This is a genomic window from Pandoraea eparura, assembly GCF_902459725.1.
GTDB lineage: Bacteria > Pseudomonadota > Gammaproteobacteria > Burkholderiales > Burkholderiaceae > Pandoraea > Pandoraea eparura.
Window position 1 is genome coordinate 542,197 of sequence record NZ_CABPSH010000003.1, and the last position, 21,888, is coordinate 564,084.

The 21,888-nt window shown below is 64.5% G+C and carries 22 protein-coding genes; 8 read left to right on the top strand and 14 right to left on the bottom strand.

Annotated features, from left to right (window positions below):
* Positions 1–55 precede the first annotated feature (55 nt).
* Positions 56–2,029, bottom strand: a complete 1,974-nt coding sequence (locus PEP31012_RS10430) for an AMP-dependent synthetase/ligase (RefSeq protein ID WP_150589261.1) — start codon at positions 2,027–2,029, stop codon at positions 56–58.
* A gap of 334 nt (positions 2,030–2,363) precedes the next feature.
* Here PEP31012_RS10430 and panV point away from each other — a divergent pair, with 334 nt between their 5' ends.
* Complete coding sequence (panV, locus tag PEP31012_RS10435; RefSeq protein WP_150589262.1) at positions 2,364–3,035, top strand: pandorabactin biosynthesis transcriptional regulator PanV; 672 nt, start codon at positions 2,364–2,366, stop codon at positions 3,033–3,035.
* A 171-nt stretch (positions 3,036–3,206) separates the two neighbouring features.
* Here the strand turns inward: panV and PEP31012_RS10440 are convergent, their stop codons facing one another.
* Genes PEP31012_RS10440 through PEP31012_RS10475 form a run of 8 tightly spaced genes read right to left on the bottom strand, consistent with a single transcriptional unit; the run spans position 3,207 to position 10,379 of the window.
* Complete coding sequence (locus PEP31012_RS10440; RefSeq protein ID WP_017233420.1) at positions 3,207–3,563, bottom strand: RidA family protein; 357 nt, start codon at positions 3,561–3,563, stop codon at positions 3,207–3,209.
* Positions 3,564–3,621: 58 nt separating this feature from the next.
* A complete protein-coding gene (locus PEP31012_RS10445; RefSeq protein ID WP_150589263.1) occupies positions 3,622–5,055 on the bottom strand; it encodes an FAD/NAD(P)-dependent oxidoreductase in 1,434 nt (477 codons plus the stop codon).
* Complete coding sequence (locus tag PEP31012_RS10450; protein ID WP_150589264.1) at positions 5,052–5,360, bottom strand: (2Fe-2S)-binding protein; 309 nt, start codon at positions 5,358–5,360, stop codon at positions 5,052–5,054. Before PEP31012_RS10450 ends, PEP31012_RS10445 begins: the two co-directional genes overlap by 4 nt.
* Positions 5,338–6,438: an NAD(P)/FAD-dependent oxidoreductase gene (locus tag PEP31012_RS10455; RefSeq protein ID WP_150589265.1), complete on the bottom strand. Its 1,101-nt coding sequence runs from the start codon at positions 6,436–6,438 to the stop codon at positions 5,338–5,340. Before PEP31012_RS10455 ends, PEP31012_RS10450 begins: the two co-directional genes overlap by 23 nt.
* Before the next feature lie 3 nt (positions 6,439–6,441).
* Positions 6,442–7,257, bottom strand: coding sequence for an ABC transporter permease (locus tag PEP31012_RS10460; RefSeq protein WP_150589266.1), 816 nt, complete (start codon positions 7,255–7,257; stop codon positions 6,442–6,444).
* 13 nt (positions 7,258–7,270) lie between these two features.
* Positions 7,271–8,209 carry an ABC transporter permease gene (locus tag PEP31012_RS10465; protein WP_246171227.1) on the bottom strand — a complete coding sequence of 313 codons (939 nt, stop codon included), beginning with the start codon at positions 8,207–8,209 and terminating at the stop codon, positions 7,271–7,273.
* Positions 8,206–9,288 carry an ABC transporter ATP-binding protein gene (locus PEP31012_RS10470; RefSeq protein WP_150589267.1) on the bottom strand — a complete coding sequence of 361 codons (1,083 nt, stop codon included), beginning with the start codon at positions 9,286–9,288 and terminating at the stop codon, positions 8,206–8,208. Before PEP31012_RS10470 ends, PEP31012_RS10465 begins: the two co-directional genes overlap by 4 nt.
* A 23-nt stretch (positions 9,289–9,311) precedes the next feature.
* Positions 9,312–10,379 carry an ABC transporter substrate-binding protein gene (locus PEP31012_RS10475; protein ID WP_150589268.1) on the bottom strand — a complete coding sequence of 356 codons (1,068 nt, stop codon included), beginning with the start codon at positions 10,377–10,379 and terminating at the stop codon, positions 9,312–9,314.
* A 174-nt stretch (positions 10,380–10,553) separates the two neighbouring features.
* Between PEP31012_RS10475 and PEP31012_RS10480 the strand changes: the two genes are divergently transcribed.
* The 5 genes from PEP31012_RS10480 (at position 10,554) to arsH (ending at position 14,122) form a co-directional block, all read left to right on the top strand.
* The gene (locus PEP31012_RS10480) at positions 10,554–11,444 is read left to right on the top strand and encodes a LysR substrate-binding domain-containing protein (protein WP_150589269.1); all 891 of its coding nucleotides are present in this window, start codon (positions 10,554–10,556) and stop codon (positions 11,442–11,444) included.
* A gap of 88 nt (positions 11,445–11,532) precedes the next feature.
* Positions 11,533–11,868, top strand: coding sequence for an ArsR/SmtB family transcription factor (locus PEP31012_RS10485; RefSeq protein ID WP_150589270.1), 336 nt, complete (start codon positions 11,533–11,535; stop codon positions 11,866–11,868).
* Positions 11,865–12,929 (top strand): ACR3 family arsenite efflux transporter, encoded by a 1,065-nt coding sequence (gene arsB, locus PEP31012_RS10490; RefSeq protein WP_150589271.1) that lies wholly within the window; start codon positions 11,865–11,867, stop codon positions 12,927–12,929. Before PEP31012_RS10485 ends, arsB begins: the two co-directional genes overlap by 4 nt.
* Positions 12,930–12,938: 9 nt before the next feature.
* Positions 12,939–13,361: an arsenate reductase (glutaredoxin) gene (arsC, locus tag PEP31012_RS10495; protein WP_150589272.1), complete on the top strand. Its 423-nt coding sequence runs from the start codon at positions 12,939–12,941 to the stop codon at positions 13,359–13,361.
* Positions 13,358–14,122 carry an arsenical resistance protein ArsH gene (gene arsH, locus PEP31012_RS10500; protein WP_150589273.1) on the top strand — a complete coding sequence of 255 codons (765 nt, stop codon included), beginning with the start codon at positions 13,358–13,360 and terminating at the stop codon, positions 14,120–14,122. The genes arsC and arsH overlap by 4 nt, the downstream gene beginning before the upstream one ends.
* 30 nt (positions 14,123–14,152) lie before the next feature.
* Here arsH and mnmH read toward each other — a convergent pair whose 3' ends face one another.
* Genes mnmH through PEP31012_RS10520 form a run of 4 tightly spaced genes read right to left on the bottom strand, consistent with a single transcriptional unit; the run spans position 14,153 to position 17,917 of the window.
* The gene (mnmH, locus tag PEP31012_RS10505; protein WP_150589274.1) at positions 14,153–15,208 is read right to left on the bottom strand and encodes a tRNA 2-selenouridine(34) synthase MnmH; all 1,056 of its coding nucleotides are present in this window, start codon (positions 15,206–15,208) and stop codon (positions 14,153–14,155) included.
* Complete coding sequence (locus PEP31012_RS10510; protein ID WP_150589275.1) at positions 15,205–15,849, bottom strand: tetratricopeptide repeat protein; 645 nt, start codon at positions 15,847–15,849, stop codon at positions 15,205–15,207. Before PEP31012_RS10510 ends, mnmH begins: the two co-directional genes overlap by 4 nt.
* A gap of 23 nt (positions 15,850–15,872) precedes the next feature.
* A complete protein-coding gene (locus tag PEP31012_RS10515; RefSeq protein ID WP_150589276.1) occupies positions 15,873–17,378 on the bottom strand; it encodes a glycosyltransferase family 2 protein in 1,506 nt (501 codons plus the stop codon).
* Positions 17,375–17,917, bottom strand: a complete 543-nt coding sequence (locus tag PEP31012_RS10520) for a cytochrome b (RefSeq protein WP_246171241.1) — start codon at positions 17,915–17,917, stop codon at positions 17,375–17,377. The genes PEP31012_RS10515 and PEP31012_RS10520 overlap by 4 nt, the downstream gene beginning before the upstream one ends.
* Positions 17,918–18,263: 346 nt before the next feature.
* On the opposite strand from PEP31012_RS10520, the gene PEP31012_RS10525 reads away from it, so the two are divergent.
* Positions 18,264–19,088: an isocitrate lyase/PEP mutase family protein gene (locus PEP31012_RS10525; RefSeq protein WP_150589277.1), complete on the top strand. Its 825-nt coding sequence runs from the start codon at positions 18,264–18,266 to the stop codon at positions 19,086–19,088.
* Positions 19,089–19,254: 166 nt separating this feature from the next.
* Here PEP31012_RS10525 and PEP31012_RS10530 read toward each other — a convergent pair whose 3' ends face one another.
* Positions 19,255–20,643, bottom strand: a complete 1,389-nt coding sequence (locus PEP31012_RS10530) for an MFS transporter (RefSeq protein ID WP_150589278.1) — start codon at positions 20,641–20,643, stop codon at positions 19,255–19,257.
* A gap of 469 nt (positions 20,644–21,112) precedes the next feature.
* On the opposite strand from PEP31012_RS10530, the gene PEP31012_RS10535 reads away from it, so the two are divergent.
* Positions 21,113–21,784 carry a DUF1345 domain-containing protein gene (locus PEP31012_RS10535; RefSeq protein ID WP_150589279.1) on the top strand — a complete coding sequence of 224 codons (672 nt, stop codon included), beginning with the start codon at positions 21,113–21,115 and terminating at the stop codon, positions 21,782–21,784.
* Positions 21,785–21,888: the final 104 nt, after the last annotated feature.

Genomic DNA, 21,888 nt, shown 5'->3' on the forward strand with positions numbered 1-21,888 from the left:
CAAAATGCCTGGCAGAGTGCCAATGTAGGGGCCGATGCGCTGGTCGATGCGACGCTCAGGCGGCGCAGCGCAATGTCGCAGGCGCAGGGTCGTCAGCCGGTGCGCGCGCACCGATCACGCGCGCCGGATGTATCGTGAGCGTGGCGCTCACACTGCCTTCGCGTCCGTCCTCGAACTTCACACGCGTTTCGATGAATTGCGTCGTCTTGCCTGAATAGAACGCGTCGACCAGCACCTCGTACTTCTGCGCGATGAAACCGCGGCGCACCTTGCGCGTGCGCGTCAGTTCGTCGTCATCCGGATCCAGCTCCTTGTGCAGGATGACGAAGCGCCGAACCTGCGCGGCCGCAAAGGCGGACTCCTTGGCGAGATCCGCGTTCACGAGCTCCACGCAACCCAGGATCAGCTCGGCGACACGCGGATGGCTGGCCAGGTCGACATACCCCGCGTACGCGAGGTTCTGCCGTTCCGCCCAATTGCCCACCGCATCCATATCGATGTTGATGAAGGCGCACACCCCGTCGCGACCGTCGCCAAACGCCACCGCTTCCTTGATGTACGAGAAGAACTTGAGCTTGTTCTCGATGTACTTCGGCGCGAACAACGACCCACAGGCCAGTTTGCCGACATCCTTGGCGCGATCGATGATGCGAAGATGACCGTCGGCATCGATGATGCCGGCGTCGCCCGTGCGGAAATAGCCCGCCTCGTCGATGGCTTCGCGCGTGGCATCGGGCCGCTTGTAGTACGCCTTGAGCAACCCCACGCCGCGCACCAGCACCTCCCCGTTGTCGGCGATCTTGATTTCCATCCCGGGCGCGACCGGCCCCACGCTGTCGAATCGGACCTCGCGATCCGGTTGCAGGCAGACGTACGCGCACGTCTCCGTCTGCCCGTAGAACTGCTTCAAATTGATACCGATCGCGCGATAGAACCGGAACAGATCCGGGCCAATCGCCTCGCCGGCGGTGTATGCCGTGCGAATCCGGCTCATGCCGAGCGTATTGCGCAAAGGACCGTACACGAAAAAATTCCCGAGCGCGTACTGCAACCGATCGAGCCACGACACCGGACGGCCGTCGAGCACCGCCGCGCCGCACCGGTTTGCCACGTCCATGAAGTGTGAAAACATCCTGCGCTTGAGGCGATTCGCATCCTCCATGCGGATCATCACTTGCGTGAGCACGTTCTCGTAGACGCGAGGCGGCGCAAAGTAGTACGTCGGGCCGATCTCGCGCATGTCCGTGGCGATGGTGTCGGGCGACTCGGGGCAATTGACCGTGAACCCCGCCACCAGTGCCTGCGCATAGGAAAACAGATGGTCGCCCACCCAGGCCATCGGCAGGTACGACAGCACTTCGTCGCCGGGGCCGAGTCGATCGAACGCACTACCGTGAAAGGCAGCGCCGATCAACCCCGCATGCGAATGGCAAACGCCCTTGGGCTTGCCGGTAGTGCCAGAGGTATAGAGGATGGTCGCCGTATCTTCGGGTTCGCCACGGGCCACGGCGTCATCAAAGTAGCGCGGGTGGCCGGCGTCGAATGCACGCCCCTGCTCGATGGCCGACGCGTACGACTGCAGCCCTGCGGCGTCGTAGCCTCGCAGGCCGCGCGAATCCTCGTAAATGATGTGCGACAGCCGCGGCACCTCGGCGCGCAGCGCCAACAGCTTGTCGACCTGCTCCTGATCTTCGACGATGGCGAAATCGATCTCGGCGTCGTCGAGCACATGCGCCATCTCCGCAGCCACGGCGTCCTGATAGAGCGGCACGGCGACGCCACCCAGCGCTTGCGCCGCTGTCATTGCCCAGTAAAGGCGCACGCGGTTATTGCCGATAATGGCGAGGTTGTCGCCTCGCTTGAAGCCAGCGGCAGCCAGCGCGCACGCCAGCATCCGGACTTCGTGCGCGGCCGACTGCCAGGTCCAGCATTGCCAGATCCCCAGATCTTTTTCCCGATATGCCGTGCGGGTGCCGCGCGTGGCCGCATGGGCCAACAACAAACGCGGGAAAGTGGTCCGCTCCTGCATGCCTGTCTCCTGTGTCTCGCCACGATTCGACGCATGTCGAGGAGGCGTGGCGTGGCTCGGTCGGCGCGCGTGCGTGTGGCACGCTCTCTACAGCTGGCAACGTCTCTTAGCGACTTTTTTTAAGTGGCGCTGCGTCATTCGCACTGCTTTGCGATCGTCCGCACTACGGAGCAACGATGACTATCCCTGACAACAGGCAGCTTCTATACTTGGGCTTCGGCGTCGTGCACGAATCGCCGTGAAGGCTTGTCTCGCCGTGGTCAGGCAAGGCGAAGATACCTCATGGATCACGACGGATTTGTCACCCGGATGACAATCAAGGGAAAGTCCCTATATGTCGCTCGAAACCCTGTTGCAACGCAGCGTATGGGCGCAAGGACTGACGCCAGCGCAACGCGAACGTGTCGTGGCCGAGATTCAGGTACGGCCGGTCGAGAACGGTGGCTATGTATGCCGCAAGGGCGACCCCTCGCACGCCTGGTTTGGCGTCATCGATGGGTTGGTAAAGATCGCGACGGCATCGGCCAGTGGGAAGTCCGTCACGTTCACGGGCGTGCCTGCGGGCGCATGGTTCGGGGAAGGGTCGGTGCTCAAGCGCGAGAACCGCAAATACGACGTGATGGCACTGCGCGATTCCGTTCTTGCCCACATGCCGATTGCCACGTTCGACTGGTTGCTCGACACGAGCATTCCGTTCAACCGCTTTCTCACGCTACAGCTCAATGAGCGTCTCGGCCAGTTCATCGCGGCGGTCGAGCACGAACGATTACTCGATACCGACGCTCGCGTTGCCCGCTCCCTGTCGTCGATGTTCAACCCGACGCTGTATCCGTCCGACGACACCACCGTGCAGATTTCACAGGAAGAGCTGAGTTATCTCGCCGGCGTTTCGCGCCAGCGCGTCAACCTCGCGCTCAAGGTGTTGGAGCAGGCCAGGCTCGTCAAGGTCGACTATGGCGTGCTGACGATCCTCGACCTCGAAGGGCTACGCGAATTTGGGATGTAGACGGGGTTGGCATGATGCCCTCACCCAGCGGTTTCTTCGGCTTCGCCGCCGGGCCGCCCTGCATCGAACACTGCTGAGTCAAAACCCCAAGGGTCGGATCCATGTCCAACGCTTGGGGTTCAGCTCAACACGCGCGAGCTTTCTGTTCGCATTCCTTACGGATATTGACGATTACTTGGCCGCCGCGATCACGGCAATCTCGACAAGCAGATCGGGGGCCGCCAGACGTGCCTCCACCGTGGCGCGCGTCGGCGTGTTGCCCGGGCTCGTCCACGCATCCCACACGGCATTCATGCCGGCGAAGTCGGCCTCGATGTCCTTCACCCAGACTTGCGCCGAGAGCAGTCGCGACTTGTCGATACCGGCGTCCTTCAGATAGCCATCGATCTTTGCGAGCACTTGCTGCGTCTGCCCGGTGATGTCCTGACTGCGATCGTCCGCCGTCTGGCCGCCGATGTAGACCGTCCCGTTATGCACCACGACACGGCTCATCCGTGCGTTCGTGTGATGGCGTTGAATATCGCTCATTAACCACATCTCCAAAAGATTTAAAAAGGACGCGAGTGGAGGGCGCGAGCCCCCTCACTTACTTGGGAAATCCTGCACGCTCGCTCAGGAAGTCGGGAGTGCCTACCGCGGTGGCCAACTCGCCCAACGTCACCGGCTTGATAGGCGGACGGATGCGATAGTACCCGACCTCCGGCACTGCGCAGCCCTGCGCCTGCGCCAGCAGTTCGGCCACAGTCAAGCCGCAGAAGCGGCCTTGACACGGCCCCATGCCGCAACGCGAAAAACTCTTCGTCTGATTCGGGCCGACACAGCCCAGGCCCGCCATGCGCCGCACGTCGCCCGCCGTCACTTCTTCGCAACGGCACACGATCGTGCTGTCGTCGGCCGGCACCCGGAACGCCTCGGCCGGCCGGTACAGCGCATCAAGGAACGGACGGATCGACGTGTGTGCCGACAGCTCACGGCGCAGCGACAGCGCGCGAGAGTCGCGCTTTGCAGCGTCGAGCTTGCCGAGCTTCACTGCGGCCTGCACGGCCGCGAGCCGTCCCGACGGCTCAGCCGCAAGCGCACCGGCAATGCCCGCGCCGTCCCCTGCCACGAAGATGCCCGGCAGGCTCGTCTCTCCCCAGGCATCCGTCTTGGGATGCCAGCACAACTGCGCGTCGTCCCACACATGCTCACAACCGATCGAGCGCGTGACCTGCGTGTTCGGAATCACGCCCTGATGCAGCAGCACCAGCGACGTGTCGATGCGAGCGGTGCGCCCGCCCACGACATACTCGATGCCCTCGGCGTGCTCGGTACCGAGCACGCGCAGCGCCTCGACATGTTTGACGTGCTGCACGCCCGCCGCGCGAATGGCGCGCAGCAGCTTGAAACCCTTCATCAGATATGACGGCGCGCGCAACGCCCCACCCGCGTGACGCAAGGCGTCACGACGCCCGCTTGCCTCGGCGGTGTCGAGAATCGCGCGTACCGGCACGCCAGCATTGATGAGCTGCCAGGCAAACAGGTAGAGCAATGGGCCGCAGCCGGCGAGCACCGCGGGCGAATCGGGGACCAGCGCGGACGCCTTGAGCAGTGTTTGCGCGGCGCCCACGCCCATCACACCGGGCAGCGTCCAGCCGGGAATCGGGAACGGCCGCTCCTGCGCGCCGCCGGCCAGCACAATGGCGCCCGCTTGAATTTGCAGCGTTCCGCCGCCCGCGCCCTGGCGCGTGACCGACACGCGCTTGTCCGCGCCGATCTGCCACGCGAGCGTCTGCGGCCAATAGGCGATGCCGGCCGACGTAAATGCGTCAACGAGCGCACGTCCGCGCAGATAATCCGGCCCGAGCACGCCCGGGTCGGCCAGCGGCGAGCGGCTCACGCTGCGATATATCTGCCCGCCGGGCAGGCCGTTCTCGTCGACGACCAGCGGCTCGAGCCCATGACGCTTCGCTTCGAGCGCAGCCGCCAACCCCGCGGGGCCCGCACCGACAACCAACAAATCCACGACTTTTGCGCTCATGCCACACTCCTTGCACCGTTCATTCGACGCACCTGCATGCCTTCGCGCACCGGTGTCATGCATCCCTGCCGGTTCGGCACGCCGTCGATCTCGACCAGGCATTCGAAGCACACCCCCATCATGCAGAACGGCGCGCGGTCGCTACCGGTGACGGGTGTGGTCCGGCACACCGTCACGCCCGCGAAGAGCAATGCGGCGGCAACGTTCATGTCGGCCGGCACGTTGACCGGCGTACCCTCGATAAACACTTGCACCGTCGCGCCATCCTTGCGCGCCAGCGACTTAAGCAGCGAAACGTTTGGCATAGAATTGATCCAGAAGCGCGGGACGCGGCGCGCCGAGAATCCACGGCGCGAGGGTTTCACAATGCGCAGCGGCGAGCGTCACACCGCTGTGACAGGTCGCGAGAAACGCGCCCGGGCAGGCCTCGGAGGCCTCGTAAATCGGCAGACCGTCGTCCGTCATCACCCGCAGCGCGCCCCACGCGCGCACCACGCGCACGTTCTTGAGCAGTGGGAACGGCGCAATGCCGCGCCGGGCGATGTCGGCAATCACGTCGGGCGTCACGCCGTCATTGAAGCCCACGTCTTCGGCCGAGTCGCCGAGCATGACCGAGCCCTCGACGGTCTGACGCACATAGATCGTCGGATAGTCGAGAAACGGCTTGACGCGCTCGGTCACGAGGATCTGGCCGCGCAACGGCTTGACCGGCGCGCGCAGCCCCACCATCGGCGCGAGATCGCGATTGCCCAGACCGGCGGCAAGCACGACACGGCCGGCTTCGAGCGATACATCGCCCATGCTCACGCGAAACGCGCTGCCCGTCTGACGAATATCGGTCACGCGCAGGTTCGGTCCATACTCGCCGCCCGCCTGCTCGAACGCGGCGAACAGCGCGCGCAGCGTATATAACGGACTGACATGACCGTCGTTCGGGGAATAGATGCCGCCCACCACGTCGGGGCCGATGGCCGGCAGCCGCTCGGCAAGCGCCTGGTGATCGAGCACTTCGTAGGTGAGGGCAGGCTCGGCTTCCTGCAGCTTGCGCATGCTCTCGACCTTGATGGCCAACTCCTCGGGCGTCTGGGCGATGTTGAAGCCGCCGGGTCGCTGAAAGCCCATGGAGACGCCCGTGCGTGCGAACAGCTCGTCGGCCAGGCGCTGCCACAGGTTGGCGGAGTGCAGCGACCAGCGCGCATAGTCCGTGCAGGTGCCACCCTTGCCTTGCACCCATACCAGCCCGAAGTTGCCGCGTGCGGCACGCAGCGAATTGTCTTCGCCATCGCACACGACGACGCGTTGCCCGCGCTTGGCTAGCCCGTAGGCGATCGCCATGCCGACGAGGCCGCCGCCGATGACGGCGATATCGTATGTCTTTTGCATGTTTTAGTGATTCCCCACCAGAACCTTGTTGAGTCCGTAGATGCGATCGAGCACCAGCATCACCACCAGCGTCAGCGCGATGAGCAGCGTGGAGATGGCCGCCACGCTCGGGTCGACCGTCTCGCTCATGTTCATGTAGATGCGCACCGGCAGCGTGATCGTGGTCGGCGCCGTCACGAAGATCGTGGCCGTGAGTTCATCGAAACTATTGATGAACGCGAGCACCCAGCCGCCCGCCAGGCCCGGCAGGATCGCCGGCAGCGTGATGCGTCGAAACGTCGTCCAGCGTCCCGCACCGAGCGAGCGCGCCGCCCGTTCGGCTTCGTCTGCCTGCCCCACGAGCGCCGACATGATCAGGCGCAGCGCGTAGGGGAAGATCAGCAGTGCATGGCAAGCGACGAGGCTCACGAACGAGCCGCCCATGTCGAGCAACGTGAACAGCCGCAGGAACGCAATGCCCAGCACCACCGGCGGGATCATCAGCGGCGAGAGCAGGAACGAATTGATCGCATCGCGTCCCGGAAACCGGTAACGTGCCAGCCCCATCGCCGCCGGCACCGCCAACGCGGTCGACACGCTGGCCGACGTCACGCCCAGCCACAGACTCGTGCGCAGCGCCGCCAGAAAGTCTTCGTCGTCCATGAGCGACGAGAACCAGCGCAGCGAAAAGCGATGCGTCGGGATGGACAGGAAGTTGTCCGGTGTGAAGGCGACCAGGCACACCACCACCAGCGGCGCCAGAATAAAGGTGAGGAACACGACGTGAAACGCGATCGCCCCCACGCCATTGCGATCGTACCGGGAGTCTTGTTGATTCATATGCCTGCCTCCCTCAGCCCAGACGGCGGGTGAAGCGCCGCTCGAGGGCGCGGTTGTAACCGGTGATGATGGCCACGTTCACGATCAGCAGCACGATGGCGATGGCAGCGCCCAGCGGCCAGTTCAGCGTGCCAAGGAACTCGTCATACGCCGTGGTTGCCACGACTTTCAGGCGACGGCCACCGATCAACGCCGGCGTGGCGAATGCACTCGCCGTCAATGCGAAGACGATCAGGCTGCCGGACAGAATGCCCGGTGTGATCTGCGGCAACACCACCCGCCACATCACCGTCGCGCGTCCCGCGCCGAGCGAGCGCGCCGCGTGGGCGACCGCCGGATCGAGCCGGGTGAGCGACGTCCACACCGACAGCACCATGAGCGGCACGAGCACATGCACCAGCGCCACCGTGACCGCGCCAATCGTGAAGAGCATTTGCAGCGGATGACCGATCAACCCCAGCTTCATGAGCACCACGTTGACCAGCCCCTCGCGCCCCAACAGAATCGACCAGCCCAGCGTTCGCACGACGACCGAGATCAGCAGCGGCCCCAGCACGAGCACCAGGCAGAGCGAACGCCACGGATCGCGCATGCGGAACAGGAAGTACGCTTCGGGCACACCGACCAACACGCACAGCACCGTCACGCCGACCGAGAGCAGCAACGTGCGCAGAAATATCTCGTAGAAATAGCTATCCGTGAGAATGTCGGCATAGTGCTGCAGCGAGATCGTCGGCAGCACGCCGCCCAGGTTCGGGTCGAAGCCATGCAGGCTCAACACGAACGTCAGGGCGAGCGGCACCGCGAGCAGCACGAGAAAGTACAGCGTCGCCGGCATGACCAGCGTCCAGGCGGCACGGCGCTGACTCGCGATCTCGGGCGAGATCGCCGTGCTTGCGTTCATGTCCGGCATGGCCGGTGCCCCCGGAGGTGTAGACGTCGCGGCATTCATGCGCCCTCCTGCACGAGTCGCAAGGCGTCGTCGGCCCAATCGAGCCCCACCGCCTCGCCGTCGTTGGCGGCAACCGCACCGTCGTTGGACACGAGCACACGCAGCTCGCCGAGCGCCGTCGACACGGTAAGCACCCAATGGTTACCGTGGAAGCTGCGCTGGCCTATCCGGCCCGCGAGCCGGCCCGCCGTCGCGGACGTCAGGCGAATGCGCTCCGGGCGAAGACTGAAGGTCGCCGGACCGTTACCTGCCGTGCCGCCCGCCATCGGCCCGGCGTGCGCGGGCGACACGGCGAGCCGGTGCCCTTGCGCGTCGAGCACCGCCACGCCGCCGCGCACATCGAGCTGACCGGAGATGAGATTGGTCTGCCCGATGAAATGCGCGGCGAACGTGGCGCGCGGGTCTTCGTAGACATCGTGCGGCGGATCGATGCGCACGACACGCCCAGCGTTGAGCAACACCACGCGATCGCTGATCGCGAGCGCCTCGGCCTGATCGTGCGTGACCATGACGGTGGTCGTGCCGACCTTGCGTTGAATCGCGCGCAACTCGTCCTGCATCTGCTCGCGCAGTTTGGCATCGAGATTCGAGAGCGGTTCGTCGAGCAGTAGCACGGGCGGTGCGATCACCAGCGCCCGGGCCAGCGCCACGCGCTGGCGCTGGCCGCCGGAGAGTTCGCGCGGATAGCGTTGCGCGTGCTGGCCGAGATGCACCAGCTCCAACGCATCCTGCACGCGGCGCTGCTTCTGCCCGGGGTCCACGCGGCGCATGTCCAGACCGAACGCGACGTTCTGCGCCACAGTCATGTGGGGAAACAGCGCGTAGCTCTGGAACACGATGCCGAGTCCGCGCTTTTCCGGCGGCACCGGCGTCAGGTCGCGGCCTTCGAGCAGAATACGGCCACTGCTCGGGGCGACGAAACCGGCGATCATCTGCAACGTGGTGGTCTTGCCGCAGCCGGACGGGCCCAACAGGGAGATGAATTCGCCCTGTTCAATCGAAAGATCGACGCCCTCGACCGCGACGGTCTCACCGAAGCGCTTGCCGAGTTGCTCGAGACGCAAATATGGGGTGCTCATGACGCTTAGGGTCTCCGTACGACTTAACGCTCGATCTGACGGTTCCAGCGCTGCGTCCATTCAGCGCGCTTCGCATTGACGACATCCCAGTCGACACGAATGAGCTTGTCGATCTGCGCAGGCGACGGCACACGCGCAGCCACCGCCATCGAGAGTTGCGTCTTCTTGTTCGACGGCGCAACACCTGCACTTTCAGCAAGAATGGCCTGGGCTTGCGGCGAGAGAATCATTTGGACGAACTTTTGCGCCAGCGCTTCGTTGGCGGATTTGTCTACCACGCACATGCCCATGGCAAGCGCCACCGCCCCTTCCTTCGGATACACGAACTCGGCCGGAATGCCCTGTTGGCGCAACGCCTGAACGCGGCCGTTGCCCCACACGGCGATGGCGACCTCATCCGATTGGAACAGCTCGGCGATCTTGCCCGGCGACGGATCGAACGACAGCACGTTCGGTGCGATCTTCTCCATCGCGCGGAAGCCCGGTTCGATGTTGCTGTCGCTGCCGCCGTGGATCTTCGATTCGACCAGCAATCCGTGCAGGCCATACGTGTTCTTGATGCTCGGCATCACGAGCCTGCCCTTGTACTTCGGATCCGATAGGTCCTGCCACGACGTCGGCGCAGGCCAACCCTTCGCCTGGAACACTCGCGTGTTGTAGGCGATGCCTGTGGCGATCAGTCCGGCCGCCACGGCGTTGCCGCCCTTGAACTTCGCAATGTCGTACAGATCGTGATACACGGGCGCGTCGGCGAGCTTGCCGCAAAAACCCATCTGGAGCGCCTGGTACATCGGGCCGTCGTCGAGGAAGACGACGTCCATGCCGGCCTTGCCTTTTTGCGCCTGCAGCTTCGCAAGGTTGGTCGTCGAATCGCCGGGCACGATCACTACCTTGGTGCCGGGGTTCGCCTGCTCGAAACCGGGAATGACGTCCTTCTTGAGCATCTGTTCAAACGAGCCGCCGTAAGCGCCGACGTATAGCGTCGTGTCGGCGTGGGCAGCGGTGGCGCCGAGTGCCGTTGCGGCAACACCGACCGACATGGCCGCGGTGCGGGCAAGCTTGCGAAGCGTTTGGGGAACGACAGTCTTCATCGATAAGCTCCTTGCGTGAAGTAGGGTTATGTGATGTTATGGCCCGGCAATTTCAAAGAACCCACAACCTGCTGCGTGGTTTGCGTAGGTTCATTTTCGACGCAAGCACCGTCAAATCACATTTTTTCGCCCGCCCATACGGAAATGTTATGGCGCGAGGGAGATGAGGTTCCCATGAAGATCCGGCAGTTGGAGGCATTTCGTGCGCTGATCCTGCGCCAGACGGTCACTCGGGCGGCGGACATGCTCCACGTTTCGCAACCGGCGGTCACACGACTGATCAACGATCTCGAGGCGGACATAGGGTTTTCCTTATTCGACCGGAGCAACGGCCGACTGAACCCGACGCCCGAAGCGATGGTGCTGTTCGAGGAAGTTGAGCGCTCGTTTGCGGGCATCGACCGCATTGCGCAGACGGCCGAGCAGATCAAGTCGCTGCGGCGCGGTTCGCTGCACATTGCGGGGGCACCCGCGCTCGCGCTGGAGTTCCTGCCCACCACGCTGACGGGGTTCATGCGCGAGCATCCGGGCATCAGCACGACGTTGCTGATTCACGCGTCGAGCACCGTGATCGACATGGTGGTTGGGCGGCGTTGCGATGTCGGGTTCATCGCCCACCCGATCACGCATGCGGGCGTAAACATCGAAACGCTGCACCGCGCGCCCATGCGTTGCATCCTGCCGAACGGACATCGACTCGCGAATCGCGACGTGATCCATCCTGAAGATCTGCGCGGCGAGTCGTTCGTGTCGTACCCGAAGGAGTTCGATGGACGGATGTATATCGATCACACGTTTGCCGAGCGACGGATCGATCGGGTCATGAGTGCGGAGTCGCAACTGTCCGCAGCGATTTGCGTGCTTGTACAGCACGGCGCGGGCGTGGCGATCATCGATCAGGTGACGGCCCGTTACGCGGCGGGGCGAGTTATCGTCAAACCGTTCGAGCCGGCGATCCTGTCGGGCTTCTCACTCGTCACGTCGACGCAGCACCCGCCCTCGCAACTCGCGAAGGCCTTCGTCGACTTCACGAAGCAACGCATGATCGACGAGTTCGGAGATTGAGGGGTTCCGGGCGTGTGCGGCTCCGTCGGTCGACACCGGATTGCCAAACGAATTTGCAAAATTTCCATATTTCCACTATATTCGAAAAATGGAAACCAATAACGCGCTCGAAGCGCTTGCCGCGCTCGCCCATTCGGTCCGCCTGATGGTGTTCCGCCTGCTCATGCAGGCCGGGCCCGAAGGCCTGCCCGCCGGGCGCATCGCCGAACTCATCGACATGCCCGCCTCGTCGCTGTCATTCCACCTCAAGGAGCTGCATCGGGCCGAACTGCTCGCCAGCCGGCAGGAAGGTCGCTCGATCATCTACATGGCGCGTTTTGAAACCATGAACGCGCTACTCGGCTACCTCACCGAGAACTGCTGCGGCGGTGTCTCCTGCACGTCCGTTTCGTCGTGCAACGTTGTCGCGGAGTCCAACCAATGACTGCCGCAGATAAAGCCACGCCCGCGCTTCCAGCCTCGGCCATCAGCTTCTTCGAGCGATATCTGACCGCCTGGGTGGTGCTATGCATCGTCGCGGGCGTCTTGCTCGGTCAATGGATGCCCGGACTCTTCCACACCATCGGTGCCATGGAAGTCGCACAGGTCAACCTGCCCGTGGGTCTGCTCATCTGGGTCATGATCATCCCGATGCTCATCAAGATCGACTTCAGCGCGATGGGACAGGTCGCGGGCCATTGGCGAGGCATCGGCGTCACGCTGTTCGTGAACTGGCTCGTCAAGCCATTCTCGATGGCGCTGCTGGGATGGATCTTCGTGCGCCACGTGTTCGCCGCGTGGCTGCCGGCAAACCAACTCGACAGCTACGTTGCCGGCCTCATCCTGCTGGCCGCCGCGCCCTGCACCGCCATGGTCTTCGTCTGGTCGCAGCTCTGCAAGGGCGACCCGTACTTCACGCTCTCGCAAGTGGCCCTCAACGACGCCATTATGGTCGTGGCCTTCGCCCCCGTCGTCGGCCTGCTGCTCGGTTTGTCATCGATTTCCGTTCCCTGGGATACGCTCATTACCTCGGTCGGGCTTTACATCGTCGTTCCGGTCGCGATTGCGCAAGCCATCCGCAAAGCCTTGCTGGCCCAGGGAAAAGCCACGTATCAGCGCGTTGTCGGCGCATTGGGGCCGTATTCCATCACCGCACTGCTCGCCACGCTCGTGCTTCTCTTCGGCTTCCAGGGCAATGCCATTGTCGAGCAACCGCTGATCATTCTGCTGCTCGCTGTTCCGATCCTCATCCAGGTACTGCTCAACTCGGGTCTGGCCTACCTGCTCAACCGCAAGCTCGGGGTAGCGCACTGCGTTGCCGGTCCGTCGGCATTGATCGGCGCCAGCAACTTCTTCGAGCTGGCCGTCGCCACCGCCATCAGTCTCTTCGGCTTTCAGTCGGGTGCAGCGCTCGCCACAGTGGTCGGCGTGCTGATCGAGGTGCCCGTGATGCTGCTCGTGGTCGCGGTCGTCAACCGCTCGCAACGCTGGTATGAATCGCCATAAGGAACTGTCATGCCCGTCACCATCTATCACAACCCGGCGTGCGGCACGTCACGCAATACGCTGGCCCTGATCCGCAACGCGGGCATCGAACCCACGGTCATCGAGTACCTGAGTTCGCCCCCGACACGACAGACGCTGCAAACGCTGATTCGCGATGCGGGACTCACCGTGCGCGACGCGCTTCGGCAGAGTGGCACGCCCTATGCCGAACTGGGCCTCGCCGATCCTGCCCTCACCGAAGACCAGCTCCTCGACGCAATGCTCGCGCATCCGATCCTGATCAACCGACCGTTCGTCGTCACGCCGCTGGGCGCACGACTGTGCCGCCCGTCTGAAGTCGTGCTCGATATCCTGCCCTCGCCGCAACAGGGGGCGTTCGCGAAAGAGGATGGCGAGCTCATTGTCGACGCCAGCGGACGGCGGGTGAAATGAGGGTCGATCTTCCCAACGTCAGTCGTGCAGTGCTCGATATGCCGGATCTTCGCAAACTCGAGCCCAAAAGCCTCAGCACGCATCCTCCCCGCATCCTGTTGCTCTACGGCTCGCTGCGCGAGACGTCGTATAGCCGGTTGCTGGTGCAGGAGGCTGAGCGGCTGCTTCAGCAATTCGGGGCGGAAACGCGCATCTTCGATCCCAAGGGATTGCCCTTGGCCGATAGCGTGCCGGCCGATCACCCGAAGGTCGTCGAGCTTCGCAAACTCTCGGCGTGGTCGGAAGGACAGGTCTGGTGCAGTCCAGAGCGCCATGGCACGCTGACTGCCGTCTTCAAGAACCAAATCGACTGGCTGCCGCTGGAGATCGGGAGCCTTCGGCCAACGCAGGGGCGCACGCTCGCCGTGATGCAGGTCTGCGGCGGCTCCCAGTCCTTCAACGCGGTGAACGCGCTGCGGGTGCTTGGCCGATGGATGCGCATGGTGACGATCCCCAACCAGTCCTCGGTCGCCAAGGCTTATCAGGAGTTCGACACCACGGGCCGCATGAAGCCGTCGTCTTACTATGATCGGGTCGTCGACGTGATGGAAGAACTGTACAAGTTCACCCTGCTTGTCAGGGATCGCACCGATTACCTCACGGACCGATATAGCGAGCGCAAGGACGCGGCCCCAGCCACCGCGACAGCCCTCGCCGCAGCAGCGATGTCGCATGAGCGAGACGCGCAGATCAGCGACACCGACAGCGGCGAAGTTGAATAAGCGACGTCACGCAAGGCGTGAACGGCGAGCTCAACCCACGCCACATTGCGTAAGTAACGCCTGGGCCTGCGAGCCCAGGTCTTGCGCCGTCGGATGAAACGGGAACGGGATGGTGTTGGGCGTGCCCTGCAGCATCTTGCGCGAGCTTCGCGAGTACGCCGGATCGTAGTGCCGGGTAATGAGCGCTTCCGAGAGTTCGCGTTGCCGTCCCTCGTCGAGCAACGTCAGCCATTGATCGATGACCGCGCGCCCATGCAGCGGCACCAGCCGGAGAAGCTGCGCTCGAAAGTCGTCCGGCTGCGCCAGCAAGTGCCCATAATCCTGCATCAACAGGTCGACCCGCGCGTGCAGCGCGACACGCACCTCGACACAGGTCGTCGCCCCGCGCAGCGACGACATCAACGACTCGGGCAGCGTGATCAGTCCGATCCGGCGGCTCTCCGCTTCGACGAACACAGGTCGCGTCGGATCGAGCCCGCGCAACGCACCGATCAACGAGGTATCGAACGATTTCTGCGATGGCTGCGGCACGCCCGGCATCGCCCCCAGCAGCGACCCGCGATGCTTCGCCAGCGCCTCGAGATCGAGCGTCTGGGCGCCCGCGTCGGCCAGCGCATGCAACAGCCGGGTCTTGCCGCTGCCCGTGTGCCCGGCCAGCACAACGTAATCGAGCGTCGAGGGCAGCGTACCGAGCGATGCCACCACGTCGCGCCGGTACGTCTTGTACCCGCCCTCGAGCTGGCGCGCCCGCCAGCCGATCATGTTCATCATGAGCGTCATCGACTCGGAGCGCTTCCCGCCCCGCCAGCAATAGATGAGCGGACGCCAGTTGCGCGGCCGGTCGGCGAACGTCGTGTCGAGATGCGCAGCGATGTTGCGCGCAACCATGGCGGCGCCCACACGCGAAGCGTCGAATGGCGACACCTGCTGGTACATCGTCCCGACGATCACCCGCTCTTCGTTGCTGAGCACCGGCGCGTTGATCGCCCCGGGAATGTGGTCGTCGGCAAATTCGAGCGGTGTGCGAACGTCGATGATCTCGTCGAAGTCGCCCGCGCTTTCCAGGGAAACACGCATCGGGTTCATCGTGCCCCCGCCGCCAGTTGCCCGCAGTGCTTGCCGTACGGGGTGCGCGATGTGGCCTGCGTACGCACGGCCTCGCCCAGGCCGGCGCGCACCTTCGCGGCGCGATCGATGATATGTGTGGCTGCTTCGCCGTCGCCCGCGCCCCCCAGGGCCAGCGCGTAGTCATCGAGCACCTCCGCATAGGCAAACGGCACCTTGCGCGCCGCCTCCATCCGATCGAGCGCCCCCAGCGCCCGGCCGAAGTATTTCACCGCGGAGACGTACTGCCGCTGAACCAGCGACAGTCTCGCCAACTCGATCAACGCAGGATACCGGTAGTGCCCCGTCAGGATGTCGAGATCGTAGGCGAGGCTCAGCTCACGTTCGGCTTCGGTGTAGTAGCAGGTCACGCCCAGTGCCCGGCCATAGTCAAAGTGCATGGCCGCACGATGCGAGGCCGGCCACCCCGACTGATCCGCCACAAGCACGGCCTGCCCAAAGGCCCGGCGCGCGCCGTCCCAGTCGCCGCGTACCTCGGCCGCGCCGCCCAGCGCCGCGTAGTCGGGGCCGGACGGCCTGCGCTCGGGGACGCTGCACCCGGCAACGCTCAACACGCCGCCGAGCGCGCATCCCATTGCCAACCACATCGAAGATCGGATCATCAGAAGAGAACACTGCCGGAATATCAGGGGTCGCGGGACACCTCCGTCCCGCGTTCGCCCGACAGGATACCGCGTCGCACCTGAACGCCCCAACGCTGACGTCCGGTCAAAAAGTGTCCCCAACCCAGCGCCGCCCCCGTGTGCCGCATCAGTTGGAACGAGAACGGCTCCAGTACTGCCGCGACAAGCGCCCATCCGAAGCTCGCGCCGGTGGCGTGGCCGGTCCAGCGCCGGTACGCGTGCACCGACCAGAGATGGAAGGCGAGATCGATGCCGATCTTGCCGAGAATGATGCCCGAGACCGGCAGCAGCACGCCGACGTGCCCCTCGCACACGAAGGCCACAAGCAGTGCAAACGCCGTGAGCCCGTAGATCGGCTGGAGCGTATCGAAGGCCTTCACCGGCAACATCCAGCGGCCCAGATTGCCGTAATGACCATTGCCGACCATATCCCGATACCAGTATTGCGTCTGGAGAAACCCCGCAAACCACCGGCGACGCTGACGCAGGAAGCTCCTGAGCGTGCCCGGCGCATCGGTGATCGCCTGCGCACCGCCAACGACACGCACTTCCCATCCCAACGCGTGGGTGGTCGAATACCGGCGCAGACGATGGATCAGTTCGTAGTCCTCGACCAGGCACGCCGGATCGAATCCGCCGACGGCCAGCACCGCCTCGCGACGGAAACACGCGAACGCACCCGAAATCAGCAGCAGGCCGTCGGCACGCATCCAGGCAAACCGCGAAATGAAGTTGCGGATGTATTCGTACGTCTGGAAAAGCTGCAACACGCGCGCGCCCGCCGTCTGCCCGCACACCGGCGTAAGCACACCGGTCGCTGCCACCAGTTGGGGACGTCGCGCAAACGCCTCATGCATCGCAGCGCACGCCCGGGCATCGAGCAACGTGTCGGCATCGACCGTCATCACAATATCCGTATGGATACCCACCAGCGCCGCATTGAGCGCGCGCGCCTTGCCCCCGTGCGGCACGCGCAGCCACTGAAGATTCGGATAGCGCGAACTCGGCGCACTCAGGCCACCCTCGCCGGGGTCGGTGAGCCCATACTCGCCCGTGAGCAACGCGAACGTGCCGTCGCGCGAGCCGTCGTCGGCAATGACGATGACATCCGGCACTCGCCGCCCGGCCATCAGCGCACGCAACGTGACCGGCAATGCCGCTGCCTCGTTGTGCGCCGCGACCACCACGCCGAGCGTCAGTCGAACGGGGGCGGTGTCGTGGCCGACACCCGTGGAAGTCTCGTCGGGATCGGGGCGCATCAGACGCCACGCTTGCGAGAACACGAACGCCAGCAGCACTGTGTCATACGCGACATAGGCGACCCCGGTCCCCCACGCGAAAACTCCCTTGAGGACGAAGGCCTGCGCGAACAGCAGACACCACAGCGCCGCCACCCCCGTATGCACGAGCCAACTGGCCAACGGCGTCGGCGAACGCGTGAAGCGCGGCGAGTGGAGCGCGCGTGCGACCTCTAGCCGCTGCGCGTTGCCGGTCGCGTCGTCACTCACGGCAGCATCCGGCGCAGCACCGGGTGACGGTCGATCCACTGATGCTTGAGCGCACCGCCAATGTGCAACGCCAGCAGCACGTACAAGCCGTATGCACAGTAGGTATGGACGTTGCCGAGCAGGGTGTGCCAGTAGTCCTTGCTCGCGTCGTTCAACGCCATCAGGAAGCCCATGCGCGGAAACGGCACGAGTCCGAACAGCGTCAGCGGATGGGTCGAGGCGGCAACCCACGCCGAGTCGTGCGCCCAGCCCGTGAGCGGCAGCGCAACGATCAGCACATAAAGCAGCCAATGCGCCACATGCGCCGCCGTGCGCTCCCATGAAGCGAAGACTTGCGAGAGCGGGGGCGGACGGTGCGTCGCGCGCCACAGCACGCGCAGGATCGCCAGTCCCAGCACGGTGATGCCGATGGACTTGTGCAGATCGATCCAGAAGCGCACGTCGATTTTTTCGAGCGTGGCGTCGGACAGCAAGGCGATCGTCTGGCCGATGGCGATGTTGCCGAGCATCAGCGAGGCAACCGCCCAGTGCAACACCATCGCCACACGGGTGTACTTGGCGTCTTCATGCAAGGCCGCGCCGCTCGGGGGGGCTGACGCGGACGCCACGCAGGGGGGCTGAGAATTCACGTCGGAGATCCTGAATATGCAGAAGAGGATAATTGCATAACGCGAATGGAACCGCGCTTATTCCTGAAGTTCCCCCGAAAAACGTCTTACACGAGATTACACGCGGCGCACAGGCGCGTCGGATGAAAAACATCTGACGGTCGATATTGCGCCTTACACCCCCTCGGGGCTGCCTTGCGAGGCCGGCGTAAAACCGCGATGATCGGGCTTGCGTGCGCAGCGTGAGCGGAACTGCGCCCCCTTCAGGAGACAAACCATGTCACGTAGCACCGCCGAAAAACGCGCCGCCTTTCGCGAACTCCACCATGCCGGTTGCTTTGTGATCCCGAATCCGTGGGACGCGGGCAGCGCGCGGTATCTCGAACACGCGGGCTTCAAGGCGATCGCCTCGACCAGTTCGGGCTTCGCCTGGTCGACGGGGCAACCCGACAATGGGGTCACGCGCGACACCGTACTGGCGCACTTGCGCACACTCGTCGAGGCCACCGATCTGCCCGTCAATGCCGACTTCGAGAGCGGCTTCGGCAACACGCCCGACGACGTCGCGCGCAGCGTCAAACTAGCCGTGGCGACGGGCGTGGCCGGCTTGTCGATCGAAGACGCGACGGGCGACGTCAACACCCCGCTGTTCCCGCTCGACGAAGCCGTCGCGCGCATGAAGGCCGCGCGCCGCGCGATCGACGAGACCGGCGGCGACACGCTCCTCATCGGGCGCGCCGAGAACTTCTTCGCGGGCGTACCCGACCTCGACGATGCCATCGCGCGCCTCCAGGCCTATGCCGAGGCGGGTGCCGACTGCCTCTACGCGCCGGGCATTCAGTCAGCCGAGCAGATTCGTGCCGTTGTCTCGGCCGTGGCGCCCAAACCGGTCAACGTGCTGATCGGGGCCACATCGCCATTGACGTTGCAGGATCTCGCCGACCTTGGCGTGCGGCGCGTGAGTGTGGGCGGTGCACTGGCCCGCGCCGCATGGGGCGGCTTCATGCGCGCCGCGCAGGCGCTGGCCGAGGGCCGCTTCGACGGATTCGACGGTGCCGCCAGCGGCGCCACGCTCAACGGATTGTTCCGGCCGGGCGTGTGATACGTCTGGCGCACTAAAGCGGTGCCATCCGGCAACCCGAGCCGGTGGATAGGATAACGCACCGGCCTGTCTGGATCGAGACGCCAAGCGCGAAGTATTGCCGGAAAATCAAACGGCCCGCCGTGCCGGAGCAACGACGGGCCGCGAGTGCGGGGTTGCGCGTCGCTTATTCGACGTGCGCGACGCTGCCCGCGAGGACCGCACCACCGGCGATCTCCGTGGGCAGTGCCCACGACATCCAGCGCGTGCGCAGCGCGACGACCAGCAAGAACGCCAGGCCAGCCAGTGCGCCGAAGGTGGCAAAGCCCATCTGGTAGCTGCCCGTCGACTCCTTGGCGATGCCCATGATGACCGGCAGATAGAAGCCGCCGATGCCGCCGGCCGCACCGATAATGCCCGACATCAGGCCGGTCTTGCCTTGCCAGCGTTGCGGCACGAGCTGGAACGTGGCGCCGTTACCCAGACCGAAGCACAAGTAGATCAGCACCAGCAGCGTGATGCCGGCACCCTGCGGGGGCATCCATGCGGCAAAGACAAAGTCGATGGCCGAAATCGCCGCGAGCAGTATCACCAGGGCACGCACGCCCGAGATCCGGTCGGCGACCATCCCGCCGATGGGACGCACCAACGCGCCGAGGAACGCGAGCAGCGACATGAACAGCCCCGCTTCGATGCGCGGCATGCTGTACAGCGAGATCAGCAGCGTGGTCACGTACGACGACATGCCGACAAACCCACCGAACGTGATGCTGTAGACCAGCATGATGACCCACGTGTCGCGCTCGCCGAGCACGCCGCGGTAGTGACGCGGCAGCACGGCAATCGCCAGCAGCGCCCCCAGCACCGGCAGCAACAGCACGCCGGCCTTGCCCTCGCCGAACGCGCCGGCATGCACGCACAACACGAGGGCGACGAGACCGAACACCGTGATGAAGAAGCTCGTGAACGCACGCGGTGCGCTGCCCGACTTCACGCCCCGATCCTTCGCCCAGAACACCAGCGCCAGCGCGGCGAGCCCGAGCAGCGGCAACGCGGCACCGGCCGCACGTGTCCAGCCATAATGCTCGGCCAGCCCCGGGAACATGAAGCCGTCGAGCACCGCGCCGATGTTGCCCGCCGCAGCCAGACCCAACACCAGCCCCTGCACCTTGGGCGGATAGTTGCTGCCCGCCATCGGCAACGCCACGGCGAAGCTCGCGCCACCTACGCCAAGGAACACACCCAGCACGAGCAGCAGCGTGTAGGACGGCGCACTCGGCATCAACAGCAGCACGATCGACGGAATTGCCGACAACGTGATGCCCATCAGGGCGATCTTGCGCCCATCGAACGCCTGGTAAAGATTGCCCAGCGTGACGCGCAGAATCGCCGCGCCCAGCACCGGGACCGCCACGAGAAAGCCCGTTTGCGCGGGCGTCATCGCAATGTCCTTGCTGATGAACGGCGCCAGGGGGCCGAGCATCACCCAGACGGTGAAACCGGTGTCGAAGTAAAGAAAACACGCAACCAGCGCGCGCCAGTTGCCACTTTTCAACGATTGCGTGAGCGTGCTCATGGATACCCTCGTGTTCGTATGCCAAAAAAAAAGCGTCCCGAAGCCGTACGCCTGTGAACAGGCCTATGGCTTCGGGACGCCGTTGCCCCGAAGTTCGCGCTCGCGCGCAGTCATGCATGCGGTGCAAAAAATTCGCTTGTCTTCACTCGGCCGCCGTTGGCCTTACCGACTGCTAAGCAATTGGCGTGCCATGTGCCGATCCAAAGCGACTCATCCCGCTGAAAAGCCCCGTCGCACAAGGCGAACCTCGATTTCGATGTCGCGAGAAAAATCGTGCCGCCAGGCGCGCGGCGTTGTGCGCTTCGTGCTGCCGATGACACCGCAACGGGCACGATGCCGCATCGCGATGCGGCGGCGCACCACAACTGTGCCCGCGCCCATCGGACAGCATCATTCGCGTACATGCGCCGGGGAACGGCCGCGCTGAGGGATAATCGATCCGCCCACGGTCACCGTCCAGACTGCCGCCATGAACACCAAGCTTTTCCCGCATCTGCTGCGCTTTCACCCACGACTGCTCATCGCCATCGCCCTTGGCGTGCTTGCGGGACTGTTCGTCCAGCTTGTCGTGACAGGGGAATTCAGCGCGGTGACGCGCACACTGATCGGCTGGAACGTCGGGGCCTGGTCCTATCTCGTGATGATCTGGACGATGATGGTCACGGCCCCCAAGCGCAGCATCGAGCGCTTTGCCGAGCAGGAAGACCAGAGCGCGGCCATTGTGCTCAGCGTGGTCAGCCTGTCGGCCATCGCCAGTGTGGCCGCCATCGTCCACGTGCTGGCGAGCGCCAAATCCGGCGCCCCGCATCAGGCCTCCGAGCACGTGCTGTTCGCCGCCGCCACGCTCATCGCCGGCTGGTTTCTCGTGCCCACGATCTACACGCTGCATTACGCGCGGCTGTACTTCACCGATACGGAGTCGCCCTTCGCGCTGGCCTGGCCCGACCGCGACTGCGATCCGGATTACTGGGACTTCCTGTATTTCTCGTTCACCATCGCCGTCGCCTCCCAAACCGCAGACATCGCGCTGACATCGCGCCGCATGCGACGCACCGCGCTCGCGCAAGCCATCCTTTCGTTCTTCTTCAATCTCGCCGTGCTCGGCCTGTCGATCAACATCGGCGCCAGCCTGCTCGCGTAGCGCCGCCTGCGTGTGACATGAGGTCGCACCCGCCGAAGACGGGAATCCCCGAAAAAACAGGCCACTAGCGCAGGTCGACGCGGCGATCGATGCCGCGTCAATGC

Excerpts from the sequence above, each read along its gene's own strand:
- arsB (WP_150589271.1), top strand. The coding sequence starts at position 11,865 with ATGACTGCCGCAGATAAAGCCACGCCCGCGCTTCCAGCCTCGGCCATC.
- PEP31012_RS10530 (WP_150589278.1), bottom strand. The coding sequence starts at position 20,643 with ATGAGCACGCTCACGCAATCGTTGAAAAGTGGCAACTGGCGCGCGCTG.
- PEP31012_RS10525 (WP_150589277.1), top strand. The coding sequence starts at position 18,264 with ATGTCACGTAGCACCGCCGAAAAACGCGCCGCCTTTCGCGAACTCCAC.
- PEP31012_RS10535 (WP_150589279.1), top strand. The coding sequence starts at position 21,113 with ATGAACACCAAGCTTTTCCCGCATCTGCTGCGCTTTCACCCACGACTG.
- PEP31012_RS10470 (WP_150589267.1), bottom strand. The coding sequence starts at position 9,288 with ATGAGCACCCCATATTTGCGTCTCGAGCAACTCGGCAAGCGCTTCGGT.
- arsH (WP_150589273.1), top strand. The coding sequence starts at position 13,358 with ATGAGGGTCGATCTTCCCAACGTCAGTCGTGCAGTGCTCGATATGCCG.
- PEP31012_RS10430 (WP_150589261.1), bottom strand. The coding sequence starts at position 2,029 with ATGCAGGAGCGGACCACTTTCCCGCGTTTGTTGTTGGCCCATGCGGCC.
- PEP31012_RS10445 (WP_150589263.1), bottom strand. The coding sequence starts at position 5,055 with ATGAGCGCAAAAGTCGTGGATTTGTTGGTTGTCGGTGCGGGCCCCGCG.
- PEP31012_RS10485 (WP_150589270.1), top strand. The coding sequence starts at position 11,533 with ATGGAAACCAATAACGCGCTCGAAGCGCTTGCCGCGCTCGCCCATTCG.
- PEP31012_RS10450 (WP_150589264.1), bottom strand. The coding sequence starts at position 5,360 with ATGCCAAACGTTTCGCTGCTTAAGTCGCTGGCGCGCAAGGATGGCGCG.
- arsC (WP_150589272.1), top strand. The coding sequence starts at position 12,939 with ATGCCCGTCACCATCTATCACAACCCGGCGTGCGGCACGTCACGCAAT.
- PEP31012_RS10455 (WP_150589265.1), bottom strand. The coding sequence starts at position 6,438 with ATGCAAAAGACATACGATATCGCCGTCATCGGCGGCGGCCTCGTCGGC.
- PEP31012_RS10510 (WP_150589275.1), bottom strand. The coding sequence starts at position 15,849 with ATGATCCGATCTTCGATGTGGTTGGCAATGGGATGCGCGCTCGGCGGC.
- mnmH (WP_150589274.1), bottom strand. The coding sequence starts at position 15,208 with ATGAACCCGATGCGTGTTTCCCTGGAAAGCGCGGGCGACTTCGACGAG.
- PEP31012_RS10520 (WP_246171241.1), bottom strand. The coding sequence starts at position 17,917 with ATGGTGTTGCACTGGGCGGTTGCCTCGCTGATGCTCGGCAACATCGCC.
- PEP31012_RS10480 (WP_150589269.1), top strand. The coding sequence starts at position 10,554 with ATGAAGATCCGGCAGTTGGAGGCATTTCGTGCGCTGATCCTGCGCCAG.
- PEP31012_RS10440 (WP_017233420.1), bottom strand. The coding sequence starts at position 3,563 with ATGAGCGATATTCAACGCCATCACACGAACGCACGGATGAGCCGTGTC.
- PEP31012_RS10460 (WP_150589266.1), bottom strand. The coding sequence starts at position 7,257 with ATGAATCAACAAGACTCCCGGTACGATCGCAATGGCGTGGGGGCGATC.
- PEP31012_RS10475 (WP_150589268.1), bottom strand. The coding sequence starts at position 10,379 with ATGAAGACTGTCGTTCCCCAAACGCTTCGCAAGCTTGCCCGCACCGCG.
- panV (WP_150589262.1), top strand. The coding sequence starts at position 2,364 with ATGTCGCTCGAAACCCTGTTGCAACGCAGCGTATGGGCGCAAGGACTG.
- PEP31012_RS10465 (WP_246171227.1), bottom strand. The coding sequence starts at position 8,209 with ATGAATGCCGCGACGTCTACACCTCCGGGGGCACCGGCCATGCCGGAC.